A 23,460-nucleotide genomic window follows, 5' to 3' on the forward strand; every position below is an offset into this window, starting at 1 on the left:
CTTAAGAACTAAGGATTATTCGCGATACAGATCTCTATTTCCCGTCCGGATCGACAAACAGGCCCAGTTGAGGCGCATCCTGCCGTTGCGGCACTTGCAGCCCCAGATGACGGAAAGCCTGCGGCGTCAGGACACGACCGCGCGGCGTGCGCTGCAGGAAGCCGTTTTGAATGAGATAGGGCTCGACGATTTCCTCGATCGCATCGCGCGGCTCCGAAAGGGCAGCCGCAATGGTCTCGATACCGACCGGCCCTCCCCCGAAATTCAGGGCGATCTGGTTGAGGTAACGCCGGTCGAGACTGTCGAGGCCGGCATTGTCCACTTCCAGCTGGGAAAGAGCCCGGTCGGCCATAACGCGATCGACCGTGTCCAGGCCCGCGACGACCGCAAAGTCGCGCACGCGGCGCAACAGGCGGCCGGCGATCCGGGGCGTGCCGCGGGATCGTTTGGCGATTTCGTGGGCGCCATCCGGCGCCATGCCGATCCCCAGGATCCGCGCGCCGCGATTGACGATGTGTTCCAGCTCCTGGACCGTATAGAACTCCAGCCGCACCGGAATCCCGAACCGGTCTCTCAGCGGCGTCGTCAACAACCCAAGGCGCGTGGTCGCCGCGACCAGGGTGAATTTCGCCAGGTCGATCTTGACCGAGCGGGCCGCCGGCCCTTCGCCGATGATCAGGTCGAGCTGGTAATCCTCCATTGCCGGATAGAGCACCTCCTCGACCGCCGGATTAAGCCGGTGAATTTCGTCGATGAAGAGCACGTCGCGCTCTTCAAGGTTGGTCAGGAGTGCAGCCAGATCGCCCGCCTTTGCGATCACCGGACCGGATGTGGCGCGGAAATTGACACCGAGCTCACGGGCCATGATCTGCGCCAGGGTGGTCTTGCCGAGCCCGGGAGGCCCGACGAAAAGCACATGGTCCAGCGCCTCGCTGCGCGCCTTGGCGGCTCCGATGAAGACCTTCAGGTTCGCCCGCGCCTGGGCCTGGCCGACGAAATCGTCAAGCACCTGCGGACGCATGGTGCTGTCGATTTCGTCGCCGCGGACTTCAGGCGTTACGATGCGGCTGTCCTCAGACATTGGCGGTCACCAGGATCAGCAGGACCAGGAGCAGGACCGAGTAGGCGACCCTGAAGGCAAAGAATTTCCTGTACTGTCTGACCACGTAGGGGTCATCGGATTTGATCTTCCGGCCTTCGATCGCATAGTCCCGGCCGTCGACCGAAAGCGCGAATTTGTGGTCGATGTACATCATCCCGCCGAGGCCGAGGACGAAGAAGACGACTGCGATAACCGCAAAGATGGCGACGTTCATCCGGCGAGCTCCTTCAGTCCCAGGCGGATCAGGGTCTCGGTTGTGGCATCCTCACCGGCCGATTTCATCGCCCTTGCGACCGCGGCGCTCGCCTGCGGCTGGCCGTAGCCGAGATTGGTAAGCGCGGAAACCGCCTCCGCCACCGGACGGGCGGCGACGTTTTCGGCGACCGTCTGCGAAACCGCGATGGTCTCGCTGTCGACGCTGGCAAAGGCCGGCGCCTTGTCCTTGAGCTCGGCCAGGATCCGCTCCGCCACGCGCTTGCCGACGCCAGGCGCGCGCGAAATGGTCGCCTTGTCGCCAAGGGCAATGGCGTTGGCGATTTCACCGGCCTTCAGGATCCCGAGAATCGCGAGCGCCACCTTGGCCCCCACGCCCTGGACGGTCATCAGCAGGCGGAACCACTCCCGCTCCCCGTCCTCGGAAAAACCGTAAAGACGGATCATGTCTTCGCGCACCAGGGTTTCGATGGAAAGGACGGCGGCTTCGCCTGGCCGCGGCAACACCTGCAGGATGCGCGAGGGACAGTGCACCTGGTAACCGACCCCGTGCACGTCGAGGATGACATAGTCCTCCCCGTAGCTATCGATCACACCCTTCAGTTTTCCGATCATGCGGCCCCCATCTGCGCCAGCCGTGCCGCCGGCGCGCCCCTGTGATGCGCGTGGCAGATCGCAATCGCCAGGGCATCGGCCGCATCGTCCGTATCGAACACCGCGCGCGGCATCAAAACCTTGACCATTGCCCGGATCTGCTCCTTTTCCGCGTGTCCCGTTCCGACCACGGTCTTCTTCACCAGGTTCGGCGCATATTCGGCAACACTGATGCCTGCAAGGGCGGGAACCAGCAGCGCGATGCCGCGCGCCTGGCCGAGTTTCAGCGTCGCTCCGGCATCCTTGTTGACGAACGTATGCTCCACGGCCGCCTCGGCCGGGGCCTGCAGTTCCACGATCCGGGCGAGCCCGTCATGAAGCTGCACCAGCCGCTCGGCGAGGCCCTTTTTGTTGTCGGAGGTCACCGTACCGGAAGCGACGAAGGTCAGCCGGTTGCCGAGCGCCTCGATCACGCCCCAGCCCGTCCGCCGCAAACCCGGGTCGATGCCGAGAACTCGAATCGGATGTGTCATGGAACAAAGCGGTAACAAAACTTCTGCGTTGACGCCAGTTAAAGCGGACTTTAGGCAGTAAGACCCCGTCTTTTTCAACTTTCTTCGACCACTTAGGCAGCCATGCAGGATTTATTGGGTTCATTCACGCCAGGGCTTCTGGCCTTCCTTGCCTGCATCCTTTTCATTGCCGGTGCGGTCCGTGGATTTTCCGGTTTCGGCGCCGCGATGATCTTCATGCCCGTCGCCACGAGCGTGGTCTATCCGCCGACGGCCGCCGCCAGCTTTCTTTTCCTGGATTTCTTCATCGGGCTGCCCCTGGTCTTCCGCGCGCTGCGGTTATGCGACTGGCACACGGTTCTGCCGGCGGTCATCGCCTCGGTCATCTTCGTACATGTCGGCGCGTGGTTCCTGGCGAATACGGACGTCCTCCTGCTGCGCTGGCTGATCTTCGCCATCGTGACCGGGGTTCTGCTGCTCCTGATTTCCGGCTGGCGCTATCACGGCAAGCCGAGCATTCCCGTGTCCTTGGGTATCGGCGCGACCTCCGGAATCCTGGGCGGCGTCAGCCAGGTGTCGGGACCGCCGGTGGTCGCTTTCTGGCTGTCGAGCGCCAAGGAACCGGCGATCGTCCGGGCCAACCTGATCGTCTATTTCACGCTCGCCAGCATCGGCACGATTTTCGCCTTTGCCCTCAACGGCTTTTTCACCGCGGAAGTCGGACGTCTGATCATCGCCGGTATCCCGACCTATGCCCTGGGGATCTTCCTGGGCTCTCGCGGCTTCGGCAAGGCCGACCCGAAGTACTACCGGGTCACCGCCTATGGCCTAATCGCGCTGGCGGCCGCCACCAGCATGCCTTTGCTCGACGGCATCCTTCGGTAAAACAAAAAAGCAGGGCCGAAGCCCTGCTTTCAATTCCGTGATTGAAACGCGCCTCAGGCGAGCGCGGCCATTGTCTCGTCGTCGATGTCGAAGTTCGCATAGACGTTCTGCACGTCGTCATCGTCTTCGAGCATGTCGATCAGCTTCATCAGCGTCTGCGCCTTGTCCGCATCGACCGGTGTCAGGTTCTGCGGCTTCCAGATGATCTTGACCGAATCGGCCTCGCCCAGGTTGCCTTCCAGAGCTGCGGACACATCGTTCAGATCTTCAAAGGCGGTGTAGATCGTGTGGCCGGTCTCGTCGGACTGGACGTCTTCCGCGCCCGCCTCGATCGCCGCTTCCAGAACCGCGTCGGCCTCGCCGGCTTCCGGCTTGTAGACGATCTCGCCGACACGGTCGAACATGAAGGAGACCGAGCCGGTTTCCCCGAGCGACCCGCCGCATTTGGTGAAATAGGAGCGGATGTTGGATGCGGACCGGTTGCGGTTGTCGGTCAGCGCCTCGACCACGACGGCAACGCCTGCCGGGCCGTAGCCTTCATAGCGGATCTCTTCGTAGTTCTCGCTGTCGCCGGCCTGGGACTTGTTGATCGCCCGCTGGATATTGTCCTTGGGCATGGACTGGGCCTTGGCGTTCTGGACCGCCAGACGCAGGCGCGGGTTTGCGTCCGGATCGGGATCGCCCATCTTGGCTGCGACGGTGATTTCCTTAGACAGCTTGGAAAACATCTTGGAGCGCATCGCATCCTGACGGCCCTTGCGATGCATGATGTTCTTGAATTTTGAATGTCCTGCCATGGCTCTTCTCGGCTTTGTGCGGATACGATTTCAGAAAGCTGGCCCGCTTATAGGCAAAGCCGCCGGTAAAATCCAGCGGACGCATCAGGCAGGCCGGTTCGCAGCGGTTCAGCTCTGCCAGAACGGCGGCAGCACCGGCTCCAGCCGGCCGCCGATCCGCACTGGAGCAATGGCCGTTGCCAGTCCGGTGGCATCGTCGGTTTCAATGGCCACGCCGCAGATCGTCGCCTCGCCCGAAGCGGGTGTGAACCGGCCGCCGGGGATCTTGCGCAGGAAGCGGTTGACCGGCTCTTCCTTGTCCATGCCGAGCACGCTGTCATAGGCGCCGCACATGCCCGCATCCGACAGATAGGCGGTGCCGCCTTCCAGGATCTGGTGATCGGCGGTCGGCACATGGGTATGGGTGCCGACGACGAGACTGACCCGGCCGTCAAGAAAATGGCCGATGGCCTGTTTCTCGCTGGTGGCTTCGGCGTGGACGTCGATGATGATCGCATCGGCGACCTGACCGAGGGGACAATCGTTCACCACCCGGTCGATGGCGTTGAAGGGATCGTCCAGCGCGTCCATGTAAATCCGGCCCATGACGTTTGCGACCATCACCTGGGCACCGTTGCGCGCGGTATAGAGATGCGCCCCCCGGCCCGGCGTGCCGGAAGGAAAATTCACCGGCCTGAGCAGCCGGTCCTGCCGCTCGATATAGACAAGCGTATCGCGCTGGTCCCAGACATGATTGCCGGTGGTGACCACATCGGCGCCGGCATCCAGGACATCCTGCAGGATCGCCTCTGTAATCCCGAATCCGGAAGCGGAATTCTCGCCGTTGACGACGACGAAATCGAGCCGGTGATCCTCGACCATGCCCGGAAGCTGCTCGATAACGGCGGTTCGCCCGGTCCGGCCGACAAGATCGCCGAGAAATAAAAGCCTCATTCTGCCTCGCTGAGGGGTTCACGACCAGATGTGCGAAAAAGACCGGTAGCCGTTCTCGGTCAGGATGCCATCCAGGGGTTTGTCATGGGGTTCGGCCGGTACATGGTCGACTTCCTGCGTCTGAAACGCAAGTCCGATGCAGGTCAACGGTCCGTTCTTTTCCAGCGCGGCGATCGCGGTATCGTAGTGACCTTTGCCGTAGCCGATCCGGTTACCGGCCTTGTCGAAGGCCGCAAGCGGCATCAGCAGGACATCGGGCCTCAACTCCGGCGAGGCGGCATCCGGCACCGTGGTCCCGAACCCGGCCGGCACCAGGACGGTCTCCCGGGTCAGCTCACGGAAGATCAGATGCGGCTTGCTCACCACCGGCAGACACAAACGATGCCCCTTTGCCCGCAGCCGGTCGAGCAGCGGTCGCGGATCGATCTCGTCCCGGATCGGCCAGAAGCCGGAGACGACGGCGCCCTCGGGGATAGGCAGGCTGTCGACGGCATCGACCAGGGCAAGCGACAGCTCGATCCGGCGGGTCGGCTCCATTGCGGCACGCCTGGCAAGCGCCTGCCTGCGCAGGACGTCCTTCTCGGCGGCCAGGGAGTTCTCGGTCTGCGTCATGAAACGTGAGCGGAAGGTTGCAGGCTGTTGTCGAATACGGACGTAGCCGCGCGATCGTTGGAATATGCAATCCCGGAGAACCTACAGAGTAGGTGGGCGCCGTGATGCCACAGTCCACGGACCGAAGCAGTGACAGCTCCCTAAGGAATGCGTAAGGCCCCGGGGATAGTGTTTCCTGACGGATCGTGCAGCCACGCCTTCTCCATATAGCGGTGGCAACCGGACAATACCAGCCCGGTGGAGCATCGGATTTCAAAATGGATGGAAACGGATCGCGCCGGTAGCCGAACCGCTTAGTCGGCCTTCAGGCTCCTGGTCAGGCTCTCGGCGAGAACCTCGATCTTCTGTGCGGCCGTTGCGATCGCGGAAGCGGTTTCTGCTTCCCGCCGGTCGAGCGCCTCGCGGGCCACGCTGCCGGCATCCCGGACGGTCGCAAGTTCCTCCTCGAGGCGGGCGACTTTCTTTTCCAGTTCCACGAGCTGATCCGTGGCCATGATCCCGGCCATGACCGTCAGGCGCTGATCGCCGATTTCGCCGAAAGCACCGCGCAATTCGTTGATCCAGCCGTCGAAACGTTCCGCGAGGCCGAGGAGCCTATCCTCTTCGCCGTCGTCGCAGGCCATGCGGAACGAGCGGCCATTGATGGTCACATTGATTTGCGCCATCCCCGGTCAGCCTCCATGCGCATCGAGCACGGTCCGGATCGATTCCATCGCCGAGACAAGACGGCGGGAAACGTCACGGTTCGCATCTTCGAGACGGGCGGCCCGGGCCTCGGCTTTGTCCAGGCCGGCGGCGAGATGGGACCGATCCTCCCCCAGCCGCTGCAGGTCTTCCTGCAATGCATTGAGCGACCGGTCCGCATCGATCCGGCGTTGTATGGAAACCTCAAGCCCGCCCAGCGCCTTTTCAAGACGCTGCAGGGCGGATTCGATTGCTCCACCTGCCTGTGATCCCGTATCCGGCATTTCAATCTCTCTCACATGCGCCTGCAATTTACCGGCGCGGCATCATGCATCCACAATGAAAGAGTTATGGTCGAAATTAAGGCCGCATCCATAACACTCAATGGTTCAAGTTCCTTGCGAGCAAGCAGGCACAATCCTCTGAGACCATTGGCAAGGGTCCCGTCACGCCCGATCCCGGTCAGAAGATTAGGCACCCGGCCATAACCCAGTCAATGCCGCGGTTGTCAGAATCCTCAATTCCCTTTGCATACCGCTTCCCCGCATTCTGCCGTTTATTCGCGCCCGCCGTTTATTGACTCGCGCAGGGTTCCTGATATTTGTCGGGCGCCTTTCGATCCGGCGCCCCGAAAACACCTGCTGCACCCTGCCGGCAGGACCTGGTGCGGCGCCTGGAACGAATCCGAAAAGGCCCCACGAATTCATCCGGCACGCGCCGTTGCAAGCTACGGAAAAAAAATGACCGACCTTGAAAAACATCAGCGAATGGCAAATGCGATCCGCTTTCTTGCCATTGACGCCGTTGAAAAGGCGAAATCCGGCCACCCGGGCCTGCCGATGGGCGCGGCGGATATTGCGACCGTCCTTTTCACCGAGTTTTTGAAGTTCGATCCGACCACCCCGAAATGGGCGGACCGCGACCGCTTCGTCCTGTCGGCCGGTCACGGCTCCATGCTTCTCTACAGCCTGCTTTACCTGCTGGGCTACGAAGACTTCACGCTGGACGAGCTGAAGAACTTCCGCCAGTTGGGCGCCCTGACGGCCGGCCATCCGGAATACGGCCACGGCGGCGGCATCGAAACGACCACCGGCCCGCTCGGCCAGGGCATCGGCAATGCGGTCGGCATGGCCATCGCCGAAAAGCTTCAGCAGGCCCGATACGGTGACGACGTCGTCGATCATTACACCTACGTTCTCGCCGGCGACGGTTGCCTTATGGAAGGCATCAGCCAGGAAGCCCTGTCTCTCGCCGGGCACCTGAAGCTCAACAAGCTGATCCTGATCTGGGACGACAACGGCATTTCCATCGACGGCAGCGTCTCCCTGACCGACAGCACCGACCAGGTCTCGCGTTTCGCGGCCTCCGGCTGGAACACGCTGAGCGTCGACGGCCATGACCCGGCGGCCATTTCCGCCGCCCTGCGCCAGGCGCAGGCGAGCGACCGGCCGACACTGATTGCCGCCAAGACCACGATCGGCTTCGGCGCACCGAACAAGGGCGGCACCTCCGGCGTTCACGGATCTCCGCTCGGCGCCGACGAAATCGCGGCGACCCGCGAAGCCCTGAACTGGCCCTATGAGCCGTTCGAAGTCCCGAGCGACATTCTCGACGCCTGGCGAATTGCCGGGCTGCGTTCCCGCCAGGCGCACAAGGACTGGGAAAAGCGTTTCGCGGAACTGGACGCCGATACCCGGGCCGATTTCGAGCGCCGCAACCGCGGCGACCTGCCCGCCGGCTACGTGGCGGCCGTTCAGGACTACAAGAAGAAGATCGCCGAAGACCAGCCGACCATGGCGACCCGGAAGGCCTCGGAAGCCGTGCTCAACGTTCTGAACGAAGTGATTCCGGAAACCATCGGCGGCTCCGCTGATCTGACCGGTTCGAACAACACCAAGACCCCGCAGACGGTTCCGGTCACCCCGGACGATTTCTCGGGCCGCTACATCCACTGGGGCGTGCGCGAACACGGCATGGCTGCGGCGATGAACGGCATGGCGCTGCACGGCGGACTGATCCCCTACTCCGGCGGTTTCCTCGTCTTTTCCGACTATTGCCGGCCCTCCTTGCGCCTGGCTGCCCTGATGAAGCAGCGGGTCATCCACGTCATGACCCATGATTCCATCGGCCTCGGCGAAGACGGCCCGACCCACCAGCCGGTGGAGCACTATGCAGCCCTGCGCGCCATTCCGAACCTCTATTTCTTCCGCCCGGCGGACGTCACCGAGACGCTGGAATGCTGGCAGTTGGCCCTTGAGACGAAGGATGCGCCGTCGGTCCTGGCCCTCACCCGCCAGAACCTGCCCGCACAGCGCAAGAGCTACGAGGAAACCAACCGCTGTGCCCGTGGCGCCTATGTTCTGATCGAGAGCGAGGAAGACGCCGCCGTCACGATTTTTGCGTCCGGTTCGGAAGTGGAAATCGCCACGGCCGCCCATGCGACCCTGACAGCGGAAGGCATTGCCGCCCGCGTCGTATCGGTTCCGTGCTTCGAACTGTTCGAGGCCCAGTCGGACGACTACAAGGCGAACATCATCGGCACCAGCCCGGTCAAGATTGCGGTCGAGGCGGGTATCCGCATGGGCTGGGACCGGTTCATCGGCATCGACGGCGCCTTCATCGGCATGTCGGGTTTCGGCGCCAGCGCGCCGTATCAGGTTCTCTACGAACACTTCGGCATCACCAGCGATGCCGTGGTGGCTGCGGCGAAAGGTAAACTCGCCGCGGCGTAACAGAACGCGCTAGAAGAAGGCTGCATGCCCTTCCCGCATGCAGCCGCTTGAGGCCCCGACCCCCAGGGCCTGGAATTCGGGAATGCCGTTCTGGGCGTTCAACCAGTCAGTGCGGAGGGGACGCACGACATTATCTGGGAGTGAAGTATGGTCACCAAGGTAGCAATCAACGGATTTGGCCGCATCGGCCGGAATGTTCTTCGGGGCATCGTGGAGTCGGGCCGCACCGATATAGAAGTCGTCGGCATCAACGACCTGGGCCCGGTCGAAACCAATGCCCATCTGCTGCGTTACGATTCCGTGCATGGCCGTTTCCCCGCCAAAGTGACCGTTGACGGTGACACCATTTCGATCGATGGCGGCAATCCGATCAAGGTCACAGCGATCCGCGATCCGAAGGACCTGCCCTGGGGCGAACTCGGCGTCGACATCGCCATGGAATGCACCGGCATCTTCACCGCGCGCGATCAGGCCGCCATGCACCTCGACGCCGGCGCCAAGCGCGTTCTGGTGTCCGCACCGGCTTCCGGCGCCGACAAAACCATCGTCTACGGCGTCAACCACGACACGCTGACCAAGGACGATCTCGTCGTCTCCAACGCGTCCTGCACCACCAACTGTCTGTCCCCGGTCGCCTATGTGCTGAATGAAACCGTCGGCATCGAAAAAGGCATGATGACGACGATCCACTCCTACACCGGCGACCAGCCGACGCTGGACACCATGCACAAGGATCTCTACCGCGGCCGCGCCGCGGCCATGTCGATGATCCCGACCTCCACCGGTGCCGCCAAGGCCGTCGGCCTGGTCCTGCCGGAACTGAACGGAAAGCTCGACGGCTTCGCCATGCGCGTGCCGACGCCGAACGTCTCCGTGGTCGACCTCAAGTTCATCGCCAAGCGCGCGACCACCGTCGATGAAATCAACGCCGCCATCAAGGCAGCGGCCGACGGCGCCCTGAAGGGCGTGCTCGGCTACACCGACGACAAGAACGTCTCGATCGACTTCAACCACGATCCGCATTCGTCGATCTTCCACACCGACCAGACCAAGGTCATGGACGGCACCCTGGTATCGGTCCTGTCCTGGTACGACAACGAATGGGGCTTCTCCAACCGCATGGCCGACACGGCCGTCGCCATGGCGAAGCTGATCTGATGCAGCGGACCGGATTGACATCCGATCTGTGAAAATCGAAGCGGATGCGGCCCGGCCGCATCCGTTTTTTATTGTCCCGTGCTTGAACGTGTCGCAGTTATCTTGCGTTTCACCTCCGCTATGATTTCCGCGGGAGCAGGCTTTCCCGGCCGCATCGCGATCACGCACGCTCTTCGGCATCGGGATTACCCTGACGACACATTCTTCACGTCCTTAATTGGGGGGTTCAAGACATATGGCATTCAAAACACTTGACGATCTGACAGACATTTCCGGCAAGCGCGTCCTTATCCGCGTCGACCTCAACGTTCCCATGAAAGACGGCATGGTGACCGACACCACCCGGATCGAGCGCATCCTGCCGACCATCCGGGCGGTCATCGCCAAGGGCGGCAAGGCGATCCTGCTGGCCCATTTCGGCCGTCCGAAAGGCGAGCGGGTTGCCGACATGTCCCTGAAGCCGGTCGCACGACCGCTGTCGGAACTGCTCGGCCAGGCCGTCGACTTCGCCGATGACTGTATCGGTGAAGCTGCGGCGGAAGCCGTCGGCAAGATGCAAGACGGCAGTGTTCTGCTTCTGGAAAACACCCGCTATCACAAGGGCGAGGAAAAGAACGACCCGGATTTCGCAAAGGCGCTGGCCGCCAACGGCGACGTCTATGTCAACGACGCCTTCTCCGCCGCCCATCGGGCACACGCCTCGACCGAAGGGATCGCGCGGCTCCTGCCCGCCTATGCCGGCCTGACCATGCAGGCGGAACTGGATGCGCTTGGCTCCGCGCTCGGCGAACCGAAGCGCCCGGTGCTGGCCGTGGTCGGAGGTGCCAAGGTGTCCTCCAAGATCGACCTTCTGGACAACCTCGTCGCCAAGGTGGACATGCTGGTGATCGGTGGCGGCATGGCCAACACGTTCCTGGCTGCCCAGGGCATCGATGTCGGCAAGTCGTTGTGCGAACACGATCTGGCGGACACGGCCCGCACGATCATGGCCACCGCCGAAAAGGCCGGTTGCGAGATCGTCCTGCCAGAAGATGCAGTGGTGGCGAAGGAATTCAAGGCCGGTGCCGACAACGAAACCGTCGCCCTTGATGCCATTCCCGCCGACGGCATGATCCTGGATGTGGGTCCCGCCTCCATTGCAAAGGTCAACGAAAAGATCGACCAGGCCGCAACGCTGGTGTGGAACGGTCCGCTCGGTGCCTTCGAGATCGCGCCCTTCGACAAGGCGACGGTCGCCGCCGCACAGCATGCGGCCGAACGCACCAAACAGGGCAAGCTCAATTCGGTCGCCGGCGGCGGCGATACGGTGGCGGCCCTGAACCATGCCAATGCCGGGTCCGCGTTTTCCTATGTTTCCACGGCAGGCGGCGCCTTCCTGGAATGGCTGGAAGGCAAGGAACTTCCCGGCGTGAAGGCCCTCGAGGCCTGAGGCTGAACTTTACGGCAGTTGACGCGCGGCCTCCGGTCGCGCGTTTTCTGTATCCGGAAATTATTTTGGACACCAAATTAAAACTGTCGCAAAGTTCTGGCCTTTGCCGACAATTTAAACGATTTAATCGCCTTTCGACGACTTCCAAAACCGGCAGTATTTGCTAGAACCGCGTCAACTTGATGCCTCGCGTCAACAAATGGCCGCGAACATTTCGGACAGTTACGATTTAAACGCCGGATTACGGGAGAATTGAATGGCTCGAATTACCCTTCGCCAACTGCTTGATCACGCTGCTGAGCATGACTACGGGGTTCCTGCGTTCAACATCAACAACATGGAACAGGCGCTGGCCATCATGGCCGCTGCCGACAAGACGTCCGCTCCCGTCATCATCCAGGCGTCCCGCGGCGCCCGCGCCTATGCCAACGACGTCATGCTGAAGTACATGATGGACGCCGTCTGCGAAATCTACCCGCACATCCCGGTCTGTGTGCACCTCGACCATGGCAACGAGCCGGGAACCTGCATGACCGCGATCCAGGCCGGCTTCACCTCCGTCATGATGGACGGATCGCTGGAAGCCGACGGCAAGACCCCGGCCGACTGGGACTACAACGTCGGCGTCACCGGCAAGGTGACCGAGATGGCCCACCTCGGCGGTATTTCCGTGGAAGGCGAACTCGGCGTCCTCGGTTCCCTTGAAACCGGCATGGGCGACAAGGAAGACGGCCACGGCGCAGAGGGCAAACTCTCCCACGACCAGCTTCTGACCGATCCGGAAGAAGCGGTGAAGTTCGTGCAGGCGACCAAGGTCGATGCGCTCGCCATCGCCATGGGCACCTCCCACGGCGCCTACAAGTTCACCCGCAAGCCGGACGGCGAAATCCTCGCCATGCACGTGATCGAGGAAATCCACCGCCGCCTGCCGGACACTCACCTGGTGATGCACGGCTCGTCGTCGGTGCCGCAGGACCTTCAGGACATCATCAACCAGTATGGCGGCGAGATGCCCCAGACCTGGGGCGTGCCGGTGGAAGAAATCCAGCGCGGCATCAAGAACGGTGTGCGCAAGATCAATATCGACACGGACAACCGCATGGCCATCACCGGCCAGATCCGCAAGGTTCTCTCCGAAAACCCGGGCGAATTCGATCCGCGCAAGTATCTGAAGCCGGCCCGCGACGCGATGGAAAAACTCTGCATCGCCCGCCTGGAAGCCTTCAACACGGCCGGTCAGGCGCCGAAGATCGGACGTATAGCAACCCTTGCGGAAATGGCAGCCAGCTACAAGGACGGCAGCCTGGATCCGAAGATCGGCTGACCGTCCGGCCTGTTCAGTCTTTGACAACAACGACAAGTTTATTGAAAGAGGGGCCTTGCGTCCCTCTTTCGCCGTCTTTAGGGACAAGAAACCGGACAGGCGCATGATGCGCCATTGTTTCATTATTGAACGGATCTCATCGTGAACCGCCCGCGCCTCTTTCTCATCACGCCACCGGCGTTCGATCCCGCCAAGCTCGCCGCAGATCTTGGCGACGCCTTCAAGGGCGGGGATATCGCCTGCGTGCTGATTTATATGCCCGACGCTGACGGCAAGGCGCTTCAGGAAGCCGCACAGGTTCTCGTTCCGGTCATCCAGGACGGCGGCGCGGCAGCCCTCATCTATCGCGACACCCAGGTGACCGGGCGCAGCGGCGCGGACGGCGTTCATATCGACACGTCCCTGGAAGACGTAAAACTGGCGGTGGAAAGCCTCCAGCCGGCGAAGATCGTCGGCGGCGGCGGCACCAAGTTGAAGCACCAAGACATGGAATGGGCCGAGACCGGGATCGACTACCTGTTCTTCGGTCGCCTGGATCTGGAAGAAAAGCCCGATCCCCATGCCAAGACACTGTCCAAGGCGGAATGGTGGTCGCAGTTGTTCGAAACGCCCTGTGTTGCTCTTGGAGGCAATACCATCGCATCCGTCGAAGCGGCCGCTGCAACCGGCGCGGATTTTGTCGCGCTGAAGGACGCGGTCTGGCAGAATCCGGAAGGCCCGGCTGCCGCCGTATCGGCGGCCAATGCCATTCTGGAAGCTCATCCGTTTGAGGACACCGACTGAGGAACGAGGCCGAACCGCATGGAAGTGATCCGCAAGAACCTGCGCACATGGCTGGCCGGAGCACTCTCCAAGCTTGTTCTGGGCACCCTCATTCTGATCGGCGCCTGCCAGACCGGCCTGGTTTCCCGATCCCTTGCGCAGAGCGAACCGCAGACCGCGCCGGCATCGCCCCCCGTTTCACAGCTCCCCACTCCCCTGCCCGAGGCCGTACCGGAGGGGGCTGCAACAGGCGATCAGACGCTGGAGACGGAGAAGCCGCCGGCACTCGTCAGCACGACTGACGTGCAGCCTCCCCTACCGCCGGAAGGCGCCAGCACCACGCAGGACTATGTCTACAGCCTGTTCCAGCGCGGCTGGTATCTGTCGACGCTCGCCGCGGCGACACCGCTGGCGGAAGAGGGCAATACGGCGGCTCAGACCCTGATCGGCGTTCTGTTCGAAGCGGGACTCGGCATCCCTCAGGACAAGGAAAAGGCAGCCCAGTGGTACGAGCTGGCCGCCGTCAAGAACGACCCGCACGCTGCATACCGGCTCGCGCAACTCTACCTGCTGGGCACCGGTGTCAAACAGGACAAGAAACGGTCGGCCGACCTGTTCGAAATCGCGGCCAAAGCGGGCAATGCGGAAGCCAAATACAATCTCGCCCTGCTCTACCAGGAAGGCGAAGGCCGGCCGTACAATGAGGAAAAGGCGCGCGAGCTCCTGGAAGAGGCCGCCGAACTCAACGACCCGCAAGCCCAGTATGTCCTCGGCCTGTCCTATCTGGAGGGACCCGGCGGCTACAGCGATCCGGGCAAGGGCGCCTTCTGGCTCGGCCGGGCGGCCCGGCGCGGCAACACCGCGGCTCAGGTTTACTACGGTATCCTGCGGTTCCAGGGCAAAGGCGTCGAACCGGACGAAAAGGAAGCCGCCGACTGGTTCGAGCGCGCCGCGCAGGCGGGGAACCCGGTCGCCATGAACCGCCTTGCCCGCGTCTATGCCTATGGCCGGGGCCGCCAGCAGGATCCGGTCGCCGCGGCCGCCTGGCACTACGCCGCGCGCGCCCTCGGCGTTTCGGACCTGAAACTGGACGGCTTTGTCGCCACCTTGAACGGCGACCTGCTGGCGGAAGCCAGGAAACGGGCGGAACAGTATTCGGCGACCGTTTTCGCGCCTTCGGAGGATCCCGCGCGCACGTCGCCCTGAGCGCGGTAACACTTTTCGCCTTTTTTCCTTGAATCCGGCCCGCATTTGTGGTCGACAGGCGCCACATCGGGTTTGCGCATGGGAAACTTGTCCCGTCTCCGCACCCGCTTTGTCTCAAACAGTCAATTCAATCGGTCGTTCCATGAAAATCAACGGTAACGAAATCAAGCCTGGCAATGTTCTCCAGCATCAGGAAACACTCTGGGCAGTCGTAAAGGTCGATCACGTCAAGCCGGGCAAGGGCGGCGCCTTCGCCCAGGTCGAGATGAAGAACCTCATCGACGGACGCAAGCTCAACGAACGCTTCCGTTCCGAAGACAAGGTCGAACGTGTTCGCCTTGAGCAGAAAGACTTCCAGTACCTGTACACCCAGGAAGACATGCTGATCTTCATGGACACGGAAACCTACGAGCAGCTCGAACTCCAGGCGGATTTCGTCGGCGACCGCGCGGCCTTCCTCCAGGACGGCATGATGGTGACCGTGGAAATGCACGAGGAACGTCCGATCGGCATCACCCTGCCCCAGCATGTTACGCTCGAGATCGCCGAGGCCGACGCCGTGGTCAAGGGACAGACCCAGTCCTCGTCCTACAAGCCGGCCATCATGGAAAACGGCGTCCGCGTCATGGTTCCCCCGTTCATCACGGCGGGCGAAAAGATCATCGTCGACACCGGCACGCTGGAATACGTCCGCCGCGCCGACTAGGCTTTCCCCAATCTGCACTCCGGCGCGCCTGACATCCGGGCGCGCCTCATAACAAGCGACAAAAAGAAAATGGCTCGCACCGCCCTCCTCAACGTAATGGTTCAGGCCGCCATGAAGGCAGGCCGCAGCCTTGTTCGCGATTTCGGCGAAGTGGAAAATCTCCAGGTTTCCCGGAAGGGTCCGGGAGATTTCGTCTCCGCCGCAGACCGCCGGGCGGAAGAGATCATCCGTGCCGAACTGACGAAGGCCCGCCCGGCATTCGGCCTGGTGATGGAGGAAAGCGGCGAGGTCGAAGGAACCGACGGCCAGCACCGCTGGCATGTGGACCCGCTCGACGGCACCACGAACTTCCTCCACGGGATTCCGATTTTCGCCAGTTCCATTGCCCTTGAGCGCCAGGGCCAGATCGTCGCCGGGGTGATCTACAATCCCGTCATGGACGAACTCTATACCGCCGAACGCGGCCGGGGCGCCTTCCTGAACGACCGCCGCCTGCGGGTCGCGGGCCGGATGGAGCTTCCCGACATGGTGTTCGCCACCGGCCTGCCGTTCATCGGCAAGGGCGACCATGGCCGGACCCTGAAGGAATTGCGCTACATCATGCCGGAAGTCGCCGGCGTCCGCCGTTGTGGCGCCGCCGCTCTCGATCTGGCCTGGACCGCGTCCGGGCGTTTCGACGGCTATTGGGAACGCGGCCTCAATTCGTGGGATATTGCCGCCGGCATTCTGATGGTGAAGGAAGCAGGCGGATACGTCTCCGACCTCTCCGGCAAGGACAAGATGCTGGACACCGGCGATGTGGTTGCGGGCAACGAATATGCCCAGAAGCATCTCCTGCGGCTTTTGAAGAACGTCGACTGATCCGTCTCACCCCGGTCTTCACCGGCTTTCAGTTCACTGAAACTCCGCGCCTTGCAGTGGCCGCGGAGAGATTTGTCGTGCGTTAAGCATTGCCCGCGAACGATTAACGGTTTTCAATCCCCGGGAAATCACGTTATCAATCGTTTACCAATAACAGGCGGCTACTCAGCGACCGATGGCAAGAGACTTCGACCCCTACAGTCTGTCCAGTCCCCGGGCATACCTGTCGTTCATGATCATCTTCCTGGTGATCGTTGCATTCATAGGTTTCATTCTTTACCGGCAGATCTCGGTTGCCTTCATGAGCAACCCCGGCCTGAACGGCCTGATTATCCTGGTGGGCCTGTTCGGCATCCTGCTGTTGTTCGGCAGGGTCATCCGGCTGTTTCCCGAAATCACCTGGGTGAACAGCTTCCGGGTCGGCGATCCGGGCCTCGACACCCGCTCCCCTGTCCTGCTGGCGCCCATGGCGACCCTGCTGGGCAACAAGGTCGGCGAAATGGCGCTGACCCCGATGACGGCCCGCTCGATCCTGGATTCGATCGGCATGCGCCTGGAGGAATCGCGCGAGATCTCCCGTTATCTCACCGGCCTTCTCGTCTTCCTCGGCCTGCTCGGCACCTTCTGGGGCCTGCTCCAGACCGTCAGCGCGGTCGGCGCCACCATCCAGTCGCTCGATGTCGGCTCCGGCGATGCCAATGTGATTTTCGAGGATCTGAAAGCAGGCCTTGAAGCCCCGCTATCGGGCATGGGTACGGCGTTTTCCTCGTCCCTTTTCGGCCTGACCGGTTCCCTGGTTCTCGGTTTCCTCGACCTTCAGGCAGGCCAGGCGCAGAACCGGTTCTACAACGAACTGGAAGACTGGCTCTCGACCGTCACCGACATCGAGCCGGAAGATTCCTCGGTTCTGGCCGCCCCCAGCGACAACTCCGAGCGCATTCAGGCCTCAATCGCCCAGTTGCAGAAGACGGTCGAGGAAGGGGGCAGCAAGAAGGCGTCCCAGGCCATGGCCAACCTCGCCGAGGGCATCCAGGGGCTGGTCAAGCATGTGCGGTCCGAACAGCAGATGATGCGCGACTGGGCGGAGAACCAGGGCGAACAGCAAAAACGGATCGAAGCGCTTCTGTCCTCGATTTCGGCGGCCTTCGACCGCGCGAAGGACTAAGCCATGGGGAGCTTGCGTGCCAGACGCCGCGCCACGGGGACAGACTACTGGCCCGGCTTCGTCGATGCGATGGCAACGCTCCTGCTCGTCATCATCTTCCTGCTGTCGATCTTCATGCTGGCGCAGTTCTTTCTGAGCCAGCAGCTCTCCGGGCGCGACACGGTCCTGAACCGGTTGAACGCGCAGATCAGCGAACTGACCGAATTGCTCGCCCTGGAACGGGCAAACAGCAGCGAACTGAACGATACGATCACCGGCCTTCGCGCCAGCCTCGGCGACGCGAATACGGAAAACGAACGGCTTCTCGGCCTTTTGGACAATTCATCCGGCGAAGCACAGGCCGCAGGCGGCCGCGCAGCACGCCTGGAAACCATGCTCGACGAGGAAAAGCAGGTCAGCCAGCGGGCGTTGGCCCAGGTCGAACTCCTGAACCAGCAGATCTCCGCCCTGCGCCGTCAGATCGCTGCCGCCAATGCGGCTCTTGATGCGGCGGAAGCCAAGGAAAGCGAAAGCCAGGCCAAGATCGCGAGCCTCGGCCGGCGCCTGAACGCCGCCCTGGTCCAGAGGGTCCAGGAACTGTCGCGCTACCGCTCCGACTTCTTCGGCCGCCTGCGCGAGATCCTGTCGCAGCGCTCCGATATCCGGGTCGTCGGCGACCGCTTCGTCTTCCAGTCGGAAGTCCTGTTTTCCTCCGGATCCGAAGAGATCAACCCGGACGGCAAGGGCGAACTCGACAAGCTCGCCGACGCGATCCAGGAACTCAGCCTGCAGATCCCCGACGAGATCAACTGGGTGCTTCGCGTCGACGGCCACACCGACGCCCGACCGCTTTCGGGAACGGGCCGGATCCGCAACAACTGGGAATTGTCCGCCGCGCGCGCGATTTCCGTGGTGCGCTACCTGATCGAACGCGGTGTCGATCCCAAGCGCCTCGTGGCGGCCGGGTTCGGCGAATACCAGCCGCTGGAGGAAGGCGACAGCCCGGAAGCCTTGGCCCGCAACCGGCGCATCGAACTCAAGCTCACCGAACGCTGAGTCTATCCGACCGTTTGCGTCTTCCCCTCACCGCGCTACACTCTTTCCAGCCAAACGACCGGGGGAGCCATCCATGCTAGACCTGCGCCCGAACTGCGAATGCTGTGACAAGGACCTGCCGCCCGAAGCGACAGACGCCATGATCTGTACCTTCGAGTGCACCTTCTGCCGCGACTGCGCGGAAGAGGTCCTGAAAGGCCAATGCCCGAACTGCGGCGGGAACCTGGTCGCAAGGCCGATCCGGCCAGCGGAAAAGCTGCAGCGCTTCCCGGCCTCCACGAAGAGGGTGCTGAAACCGGAAGGCTGCGCGGCGGCAGGCTAACGGAAACATAAAAACGCGGCCTCCGGACGCAGCAGCAAAAATGCGAAACCTCTTCCCCTAGGTTGAGGTCTCTTTCCTGCCGGCCGCAAACGCCGGCAGGAAAAGGGAGGACATCAGTTGGCCGACGCTTCCGCGACATCCTCGGCGGTTTGGCGCCGCGAGAAAAGCCACATCACGGAGACAAAGAAGACGGGCACGAAGACGATGGCCAGCGTCGTGCCGGTAATCGTTCCGAACAGAACCGCATAGCCGATGGCCTGGCGCGCGCCGGCGCCCGCGCCGCTGGACAGGACCAGCGGCACGACCCCCAGACCGAAGGCCAACGAGGTCATCAGGATCGGGCGGAAGCGCAAGCGGGCCGCCTCTCGCGCCGCCTCCAGCGCGGTTTCCCCGAGGGCCGTCATGCGATCGCGTGCGAACTCCACGATCATGATCCCGTTCTTGCCGGTCAGGGCGACCACGGTCAGCAGGCCCACCTGGAAGTAGACGCCGTTTGACTGGTGACCGATCTGAGCCCCGATGAGCGCGCCGAGGATCCCGACGGGCATGGCCAGCAACACCGAGATCGGGATCGTCCAGCTTTCGTAAAGCGCCGCCAGACACAGGAAAACGGCGGAAAGCGCCAGCCCATAAAGCAGCATGGCCCCGGCACCGGCTTCCTTTTCCTCCAGCGACATGCCTGTCCAGGCCAGCCTGAACCCGGGCGGGAGCTGTCGGGCCAGATCCTCCATGACGGCGATCGCGTCACCGGACGTATAACCATCGGCGGCGGAGCCTTCGATGTTCATGGACGGCAGCGCATCGTAGCGGTTGACCTGCTGCGGTCCGTAGACCCATTCCTGGGTGGAGAAGGTCGAGAAATCGACGAAATCGCCATTCTCGTTCTTGATCCGCCACAGGCTGATGTCTTCCGGAACGGAGCGTGCCGAAGGCTCACCCTGGACCACGACCTGCTTCATCCGTCCCTGGTAGAGGAAGTCGTTGATGTAGCTGCTCGACCAGATGGTCGTCATGAAGGTACCCACATCGGCCGCCGAAACGCCGACGGCGCCGGCCTTGGCCCAATCGATGTTCAGGCGGAACTGCGGGGCATCCGCAACGCCGCTGGGGCGCACGGCTGTCAGACGCGGGTCTTGCGAAGCCAGTCCGAGCAACATGTTGCGCGCCGCCAGCAGGTCCTCGTGCGACTGACCGGCGGTGGCCTGAAGAACGGCACTGAACCCGTTGGACGTGCCCAGTTCCATCACGGCCGGCGGCACGATCGGTACGACAATCGCTTCCCGGATGCCGCCAAGCAGCGGACCATAGGCCCGTCCGGCAATGGCCATCACCGAGTTCTGCGGACCGGTCCGTTCAGACCAATCCTTCAGCTTGACGAACATCATGCCCATATTCTGGCCTTGTCCGGCAAAGGAGAAGCCGCGGACGGCGAAGATCGAGGAGACATTGTCCGCCTCCGCGGTGCGCCAGTACTTCTGGACCTTGTCGAGGACCGCTTCCGTTGCCTCTGCGGTGGACCCGGAGGGCAGTTCGACGATAACAAGTACCGCCCCCTGATCTTCATCCGGCAGGAAAGAGGTTGGCGTGCGCTGATACAGGAAGACCATGCCGCCAACCAGAACGGCGAAGATCAGCAGCATGCGCACAATGCGATTCGTGGCGCCGCGGACAATCGACAGGTAACCCGAGGTCAGACGCCCGAAGGCCGTCTCGAAACCGGTCCCGAACGACCTCACGAGGCGCCCGACGACACCCTTGTTCGCTTCGGAGTGGGGCTTGAGGAGTGTTGCGCAAAGCGCCGGCGTGAAGATCAGCGCCACCAGCACCGACAGGCCCATGGCCGAGACGATGGTCACGGCGAACTGCTTGTACATCTCCCCGGTCGAGCCGCCGAAGAATGCCATGGGCACGAACACGGCCGAAACCACGATACCGATGCCGACAAGAGCCCCGGTAATTTCGTCCATCGACTTCCTGGTCGCTTCGCGCGGAGACAGATGCTCGTCCCGCATCAACCGTTCCACGTTCTCGACCACCACGATGGCATCGTCCACGAGCAGGCCGATGGCCAGGACCATGGCGAGCATGGTCAGCGAATTGATCGTGAACCCGAGCAACGCCATGATGCCGAAGGTGCCCATCAGAACCACCGGAACCGCCAGCGTGGGGATGAGCGTGGCGCGGAAATTGTGCAGGAACAGCAGCATCACGAAGACCACGAGAACGATGGCTTCTATCAGCGTGTGCACGACGGCCTCGATCGACAGCTCGACGAAGGGCGTGGTGTCATAGGGAATGGCGTAGCTCACACCGGCCGGAAAGGTTTGCGAGAGTTCCTCGATCTTCGCCTTGACCAGCCTGGACGTCTCCAGCGCATTGGCGCCGGACGCGAGCTGGATGGCCATGCCGGTGGATTCCTTGCCGTCCAGATATGTGGCAAGTTCATAATCCTGGGAGCCGAGTTCGATGCGGGCGACATCCCGCAAGAGAACCAGTCCGCCGTCGGTATCCGCCCGCAACACGATACGCTCGAAGTCTTCCGGCGTTTGCAGCAGGGACTGCGCCGTTATGGTCGCGTTCAGAAGCTGTCCCTTCGGCGCCGGCATGGCCCCGAAGGACCCGGCGGAAATCTGGGCATTCTGGGCGCGGACCGCCGCCGTGACATCGGACGGCGACAGGCCGTAGTACTTCAGCTTCTGGGGATCGAGCCAGATCCGCATGGCGTATTCGGAGCCGAATACCGTGACCGAACCAACGCCTGAGACACGCGAAATGGGCTCCACGACATAGGAGTTGATGTAGTCGGAAAGGTCGACGCCGGATCGGCTCCCGTCCTCGGAGATCAGGGCGATCACCATCAGGAAGCCGGTGGCCGATTTCTCCACGGTGATCCCCTGCTGGGTGACGACGGAAGGAAGGCCGGCTTCTGCCTGCGCCAGCTTGTTCTGCACCTGGACCTGGGCGATATCCGGATCCGTGCCCAGCTCGAAGGTCAGGGTGATGCTTGCCGCGCCGGTGGAGGTGGTCGAGGAGTTGATGTAGCGCAGGCCGTCCAGGCCGGTCATTTCCTTCTCGATCTGCTGAACCACCGTGTCCGAGACGGTTTCCGCTGACGCACCGGGATAGACCGCGCTGATGACAACCGAAGGTCCGGCAATTGACGGATACTGGGAAATAGGCAGGCCCGTGATGGAAATCACGCCCGCGGCCATCACGATGATCGCGAGAACCCAGGCGAAAATCGGACGCCCGATGAAGAATCGAGACATTATTCTTTTCCTTCCCCGGCACCCGCCTGTTCGGATGGGCTATCCGAAGCAGCGCCCGAAGCAGCATCCGAGGCAATCTGAACTTCGGCACCGACCTGGGCCTTCTGGAAACCGGACGTGACGATCCGGTCTCCTTCGCTCAGGCCGGACGAGACGACCCACTGGTTTCCTTCCGAGCCGGAAATTTCAATGGGACGCTTGGCGATCTTGCTGTCCTCGACAATCCAGACGTTTGCCGTGCCGTCGGTGTCGCGCATGACGGCGCTTTGCGGGACAAGAAAGGATTTTTGCGAATCGCCTTCCGGGAGCAGGACTTCAACGTAGAGGCCCGGCAACAGCATGTGCTGCGGGTTCGGGAACGTGATACGAAGCGTCACCATGCCGGTCGTCGGCTCAACCCGTGGCTCGGCGGCCTGCAGGTGACCGATCTCGGCGTAAGTGTTGCCGTTCGGCAGGAGCAGCTTGATCTCGGCCTCGTCGAGGCGCTTGCGCTGGTCTTCGCTGGAATGCCATTTCAGCAGATCATTCACAGATTGGGTTACGTCCACATAGATGGGATCGAGCGTGCGGATGGTGGTGAGCGGGTCGGCTTGCTCGGCGCTGACCAAGGCTCCGATGGTGGTGTCGGACAGGCCGATCACGCCGGAAATCTGCGCCCTGATCGTCGTCCGGTCCAGATCGATCTGGGCCCTGTCGAGCTGGGCTTCCGCGGCCTGAAGCGAAGCAAACGCCGCGTCGCGGGTGGCAACCGCATTGTCCCGGCTCGCCTCGGAACCGACACGGGTGGAAAAGAGGTTTTCGGCCCGTTTCGCGGCGGACTTCGCCAGATCGTAATTCGCCTGGGCTTGAGCAACGGAGGCCTTCGCCGCAGCCACGGTCGCGGCATAGACGTTGCTCTCGATGGAATAGAGCTGCTGGCCCTTCTCGACCTCGGACCCTTCCTCGAACAGTCGCTCGTTGATGACGCCGGAAACCTGCGGCCTGACCTCGGAAATCGTGGACGCCTTGATGCGGCCAGGCAGACGGGAGGTCGGCGTGTAGTCGGTCGATTTCGCCGTGAGAACGGTCACCGACGGGGCCGGGCGCTGCTGCGCATGGGCGGTTATTGATGCCAAGCTTAGCGCCAACGCTGCGAGAGAGACGCCTAAAATTGCGTATT

At 62.5% G+C, this 23,460-nt stretch carries 23 protein-coding genes and 1 other RNA gene; 12 read left to right on the forward strand and 12 right to left on the reverse strand.

Annotated features, from left to right (window positions below; genetic code table 11):
* Positions 1 to 34: 34 nt before the first annotated feature.
* From ruvB to ruvC, 4 genes are read right to left on the reverse strand one after another with little or no spacing between them, the layout of a single operon-like run.
* Entirely contained in the window at positions 35 to 1,081 is a 1,047-nt protein-coding gene (ruvB, locus tag ACN0SO_RS13310) for a Holliday junction branch migration DNA helicase RuvB (RefSeq protein WP_417678424.1), read from the reverse strand.
* Complete coding sequence (locus ACN0SO_RS13315; protein ID WP_417678426.1) at positions 1,074 to 1,316, reverse strand: endonuclease; 243 nt, start codon at positions 1,314 to 1,316, stop codon at positions 1,074 to 1,076. The genes ruvB and ACN0SO_RS13315 overlap by 8 nt, the downstream gene beginning before the upstream one ends.
* Positions 1,313 to 1,930 (reverse strand): Holliday junction branch migration protein RuvA, encoded by a 618-nt coding sequence (gene ruvA, locus ACN0SO_RS13320; RefSeq protein ID WP_417678428.1) that lies wholly within the window; start codon positions 1,928 to 1,930, stop codon positions 1,313 to 1,315. Before ruvA ends, ACN0SO_RS13315 begins: the two co-directional genes overlap by 4 nt.
* Entirely contained in the window at positions 1,927 to 2,442 is a 516-nt protein-coding gene (ruvC, locus tag ACN0SO_RS13325) for a crossover junction endodeoxyribonuclease RuvC (protein ID WP_417678430.1), read from the reverse strand. The genes ruvA and ruvC overlap by 4 nt, the downstream gene beginning before the upstream one ends.
* Positions 2,443 to 2,556: 114 nt before the next feature.
* Here ruvC and ACN0SO_RS13330 point away from each other — a divergent pair, with 114 nt between their 5' ends.
* Complete coding sequence (locus tag ACN0SO_RS13330; protein WP_417678432.1) at positions 2,557 to 3,306, forward strand: sulfite exporter TauE/SafE family protein; 750 nt, start codon at positions 2,557 to 2,559, stop codon at positions 3,304 to 3,306.
* A 53-nt stretch (positions 3,307 to 3,359) separates the two neighbouring features.
* Here ACN0SO_RS13330 and ACN0SO_RS13335 read toward each other — a convergent pair whose 3' ends face one another.
* The 6 genes from ACN0SO_RS13335 to ACN0SO_RS13360 form a co-directional block, all read right to left on the reverse strand.
* The gene (locus ACN0SO_RS13335) at positions 3,360 to 4,103 is read right to left on the reverse strand and encodes a YebC/PmpR family DNA-binding transcriptional regulator (RefSeq protein WP_417678434.1); all 744 of its coding nucleotides are present in this window, start codon (positions 4,101 to 4,103) and stop codon (positions 3,360 to 3,362) included.
* A gap of 108 nt (positions 4,104 to 4,211) precedes the next feature.
* Positions 4,212 to 5,036 carry a TIGR00282 family metallophosphoesterase gene (locus ACN0SO_RS13340; protein WP_417678436.1) on the reverse strand — a complete coding sequence of 275 codons (825 nt, stop codon included), beginning with the start codon at positions 5,034 to 5,036 and terminating at the stop codon, positions 4,212 to 4,214.
* An 18-nt stretch (positions 5,037 to 5,054) separates the two neighbouring features.
* Positions 5,055 to 5,648 (reverse strand): 5-formyltetrahydrofolate cyclo-ligase, encoded by a 594-nt coding sequence (locus ACN0SO_RS13345; RefSeq protein ID WP_417678438.1) that lies wholly within the window; start codon positions 5,646 to 5,648, stop codon positions 5,055 to 5,057.
* Positions 5,649 to 5,687: 39 nt separating this feature from the next.
* A non-coding RNA gene (ssrS, locus tag ACN0SO_RS13350) (6S RNA) lies at positions 5,688 to 5,845 on the reverse strand.
* 96 nt (positions 5,846 to 5,941) lie between these two features.
* Positions 5,942 to 6,313 carry a cell division protein ZapA gene (locus ACN0SO_RS13355; RefSeq protein WP_417678440.1) on the reverse strand — a complete coding sequence of 124 codons (372 nt, stop codon included), beginning with the start codon at positions 6,311 to 6,313 and terminating at the stop codon, positions 5,942 to 5,944.
* A 6-nt stretch (positions 6,314 to 6,319) separates the two neighbouring features.
* Positions 6,320 to 6,616, reverse strand: a complete 297-nt coding sequence (locus tag ACN0SO_RS13360; RefSeq protein ID WP_394713499.1) for a DUF4164 domain-containing protein — start codon at positions 6,614 to 6,616, stop codon at positions 6,320 to 6,322.
* Between the two features lie 456 nt (positions 6,617 to 7,072).
* On the opposite strand from ACN0SO_RS13360, the gene tkt reads away from it, so the two are divergent.
* The 11 genes from tkt (at position 7,073) to ACN0SO_RS13415 (ending at position 19,032) form a co-directional block, all read left to right on the forward strand.
* On the forward strand, positions 7,073 to 9,064 hold the full coding sequence (gene tkt, locus ACN0SO_RS13365) for a transketolase (RefSeq protein ID WP_417678442.1): 1,992 nt from the start codon (positions 7,073 to 7,075) through the stop codon (positions 9,062 to 9,064).
* A gap of 147 nt (positions 9,065 to 9,211) precedes the next feature.
* Positions 9,212 to 10,222 (forward strand): type I glyceraldehyde-3-phosphate dehydrogenase, encoded by a 1,011-nt coding sequence (gene gap, locus ACN0SO_RS13370; protein ID WP_417678444.1) that lies wholly within the window; start codon positions 9,212 to 9,214, stop codon positions 10,220 to 10,222.
* Between the two features lie 235 nt (positions 10,223 to 10,457).
* Positions 10,458 to 11,651: a phosphoglycerate kinase gene (locus tag ACN0SO_RS13375; RefSeq protein WP_417678446.1), complete on the forward strand. Its 1,194-nt coding sequence runs from the start codon at positions 10,458 to 10,460 to the stop codon at positions 11,649 to 11,651.
* Positions 11,652 to 11,907: 256 nt separating this feature from the next.
* The gene (gene fba, locus ACN0SO_RS13380; protein WP_346911665.1) at positions 11,908 to 12,975 is read left to right on the forward strand and encodes a class II fructose-bisphosphate aldolase; all 1,068 of its coding nucleotides are present in this window, start codon (positions 11,908 to 11,910) and stop codon (positions 12,973 to 12,975) included.
* A gap of 141 nt (positions 12,976 to 13,116) precedes the next feature.
* Entirely contained in the window at positions 13,117 to 13,758 is a 642-nt protein-coding gene (locus tag ACN0SO_RS13385) for a thiamine phosphate synthase (protein WP_417678448.1), read from the forward strand.
* An 18-nt stretch (positions 13,759 to 13,776) separates the two neighbouring features.
* Entirely contained in the window at positions 13,777 to 14,943 is a 1,167-nt protein-coding gene (locus ACN0SO_RS13390; RefSeq protein ID WP_417678450.1) for a tetratricopeptide repeat protein, read from the forward strand.
* Positions 14,944 to 15,085: 142 nt separating this feature from the next.
* Positions 15,086 to 15,649, forward strand: coding sequence for an elongation factor P (efp, locus tag ACN0SO_RS13395; protein ID WP_417678452.1), 564 nt, complete (start codon positions 15,086 to 15,088; stop codon positions 15,647 to 15,649).
* Positions 15,650 to 15,718: 69 nt separating this feature from the next.
* Entirely contained in the window at positions 15,719 to 16,510 is a 792-nt protein-coding gene (locus ACN0SO_RS13400; protein ID WP_417678454.1) for an inositol monophosphatase family protein, read from the forward strand.
* A 175-nt stretch (positions 16,511 to 16,685) separates the two neighbouring features.
* Positions 16,686 to 17,675, forward strand: coding sequence for a flagellar motor protein MotA (locus ACN0SO_RS13405; RefSeq protein ID WP_417678456.1), 990 nt, complete (start codon positions 16,686 to 16,688; stop codon positions 17,673 to 17,675).
* A gap of 3 nt (positions 17,676 to 17,678) precedes the next feature.
* Positions 17,679 to 18,710 (forward strand): peptidoglycan -binding protein, encoded by a 1,032-nt coding sequence (locus ACN0SO_RS13410; protein ID WP_417678458.1) that lies wholly within the window; start codon positions 17,679 to 17,681, stop codon positions 18,708 to 18,710.
* Between the two features lie 73 nt (positions 18,711 to 18,783).
* On the forward strand, positions 18,784 to 19,032 hold the full coding sequence (locus ACN0SO_RS13415) for a DUF1272 domain-containing protein (RefSeq protein WP_417678460.1): 249 nt from the start codon (positions 18,784 to 18,786) through the stop codon (positions 19,030 to 19,032).
* A 113-nt stretch (positions 19,033 to 19,145) separates the two neighbouring features.
* Here ACN0SO_RS13415 and ACN0SO_RS13420 read toward each other — a convergent pair whose 3' ends face one another.
* Together ACN0SO_RS13420 and ACN0SO_RS13425 are read right to left on the reverse strand one after the other, a co-directional pair.
* Entirely contained in the window at positions 19,146 to 22,301 is a 3,156-nt protein-coding gene (locus ACN0SO_RS13420; protein ID WP_417678462.1) for an efflux RND transporter permease subunit, read from the reverse strand.
* Positions 22,301 to 23,416, reverse strand: a complete 1,116-nt coding sequence (locus ACN0SO_RS13425) for an efflux RND transporter periplasmic adaptor subunit (RefSeq protein ID WP_417678464.1) — start codon at positions 23,414 to 23,416, stop codon at positions 22,301 to 22,303. The genes ACN0SO_RS13420 and ACN0SO_RS13425 overlap by 1 nt, the downstream gene beginning before the upstream one ends.
* Positions 23,417 to 23,460: the final 44 nt, after the last annotated feature.

The organism is Roseibium sp. (genome assembly GCF_048260565.1).
Lineage (GTDB): Bacteria > Pseudomonadota > Alphaproteobacteria > Rhizobiales > Stappiaceae > Roseibium.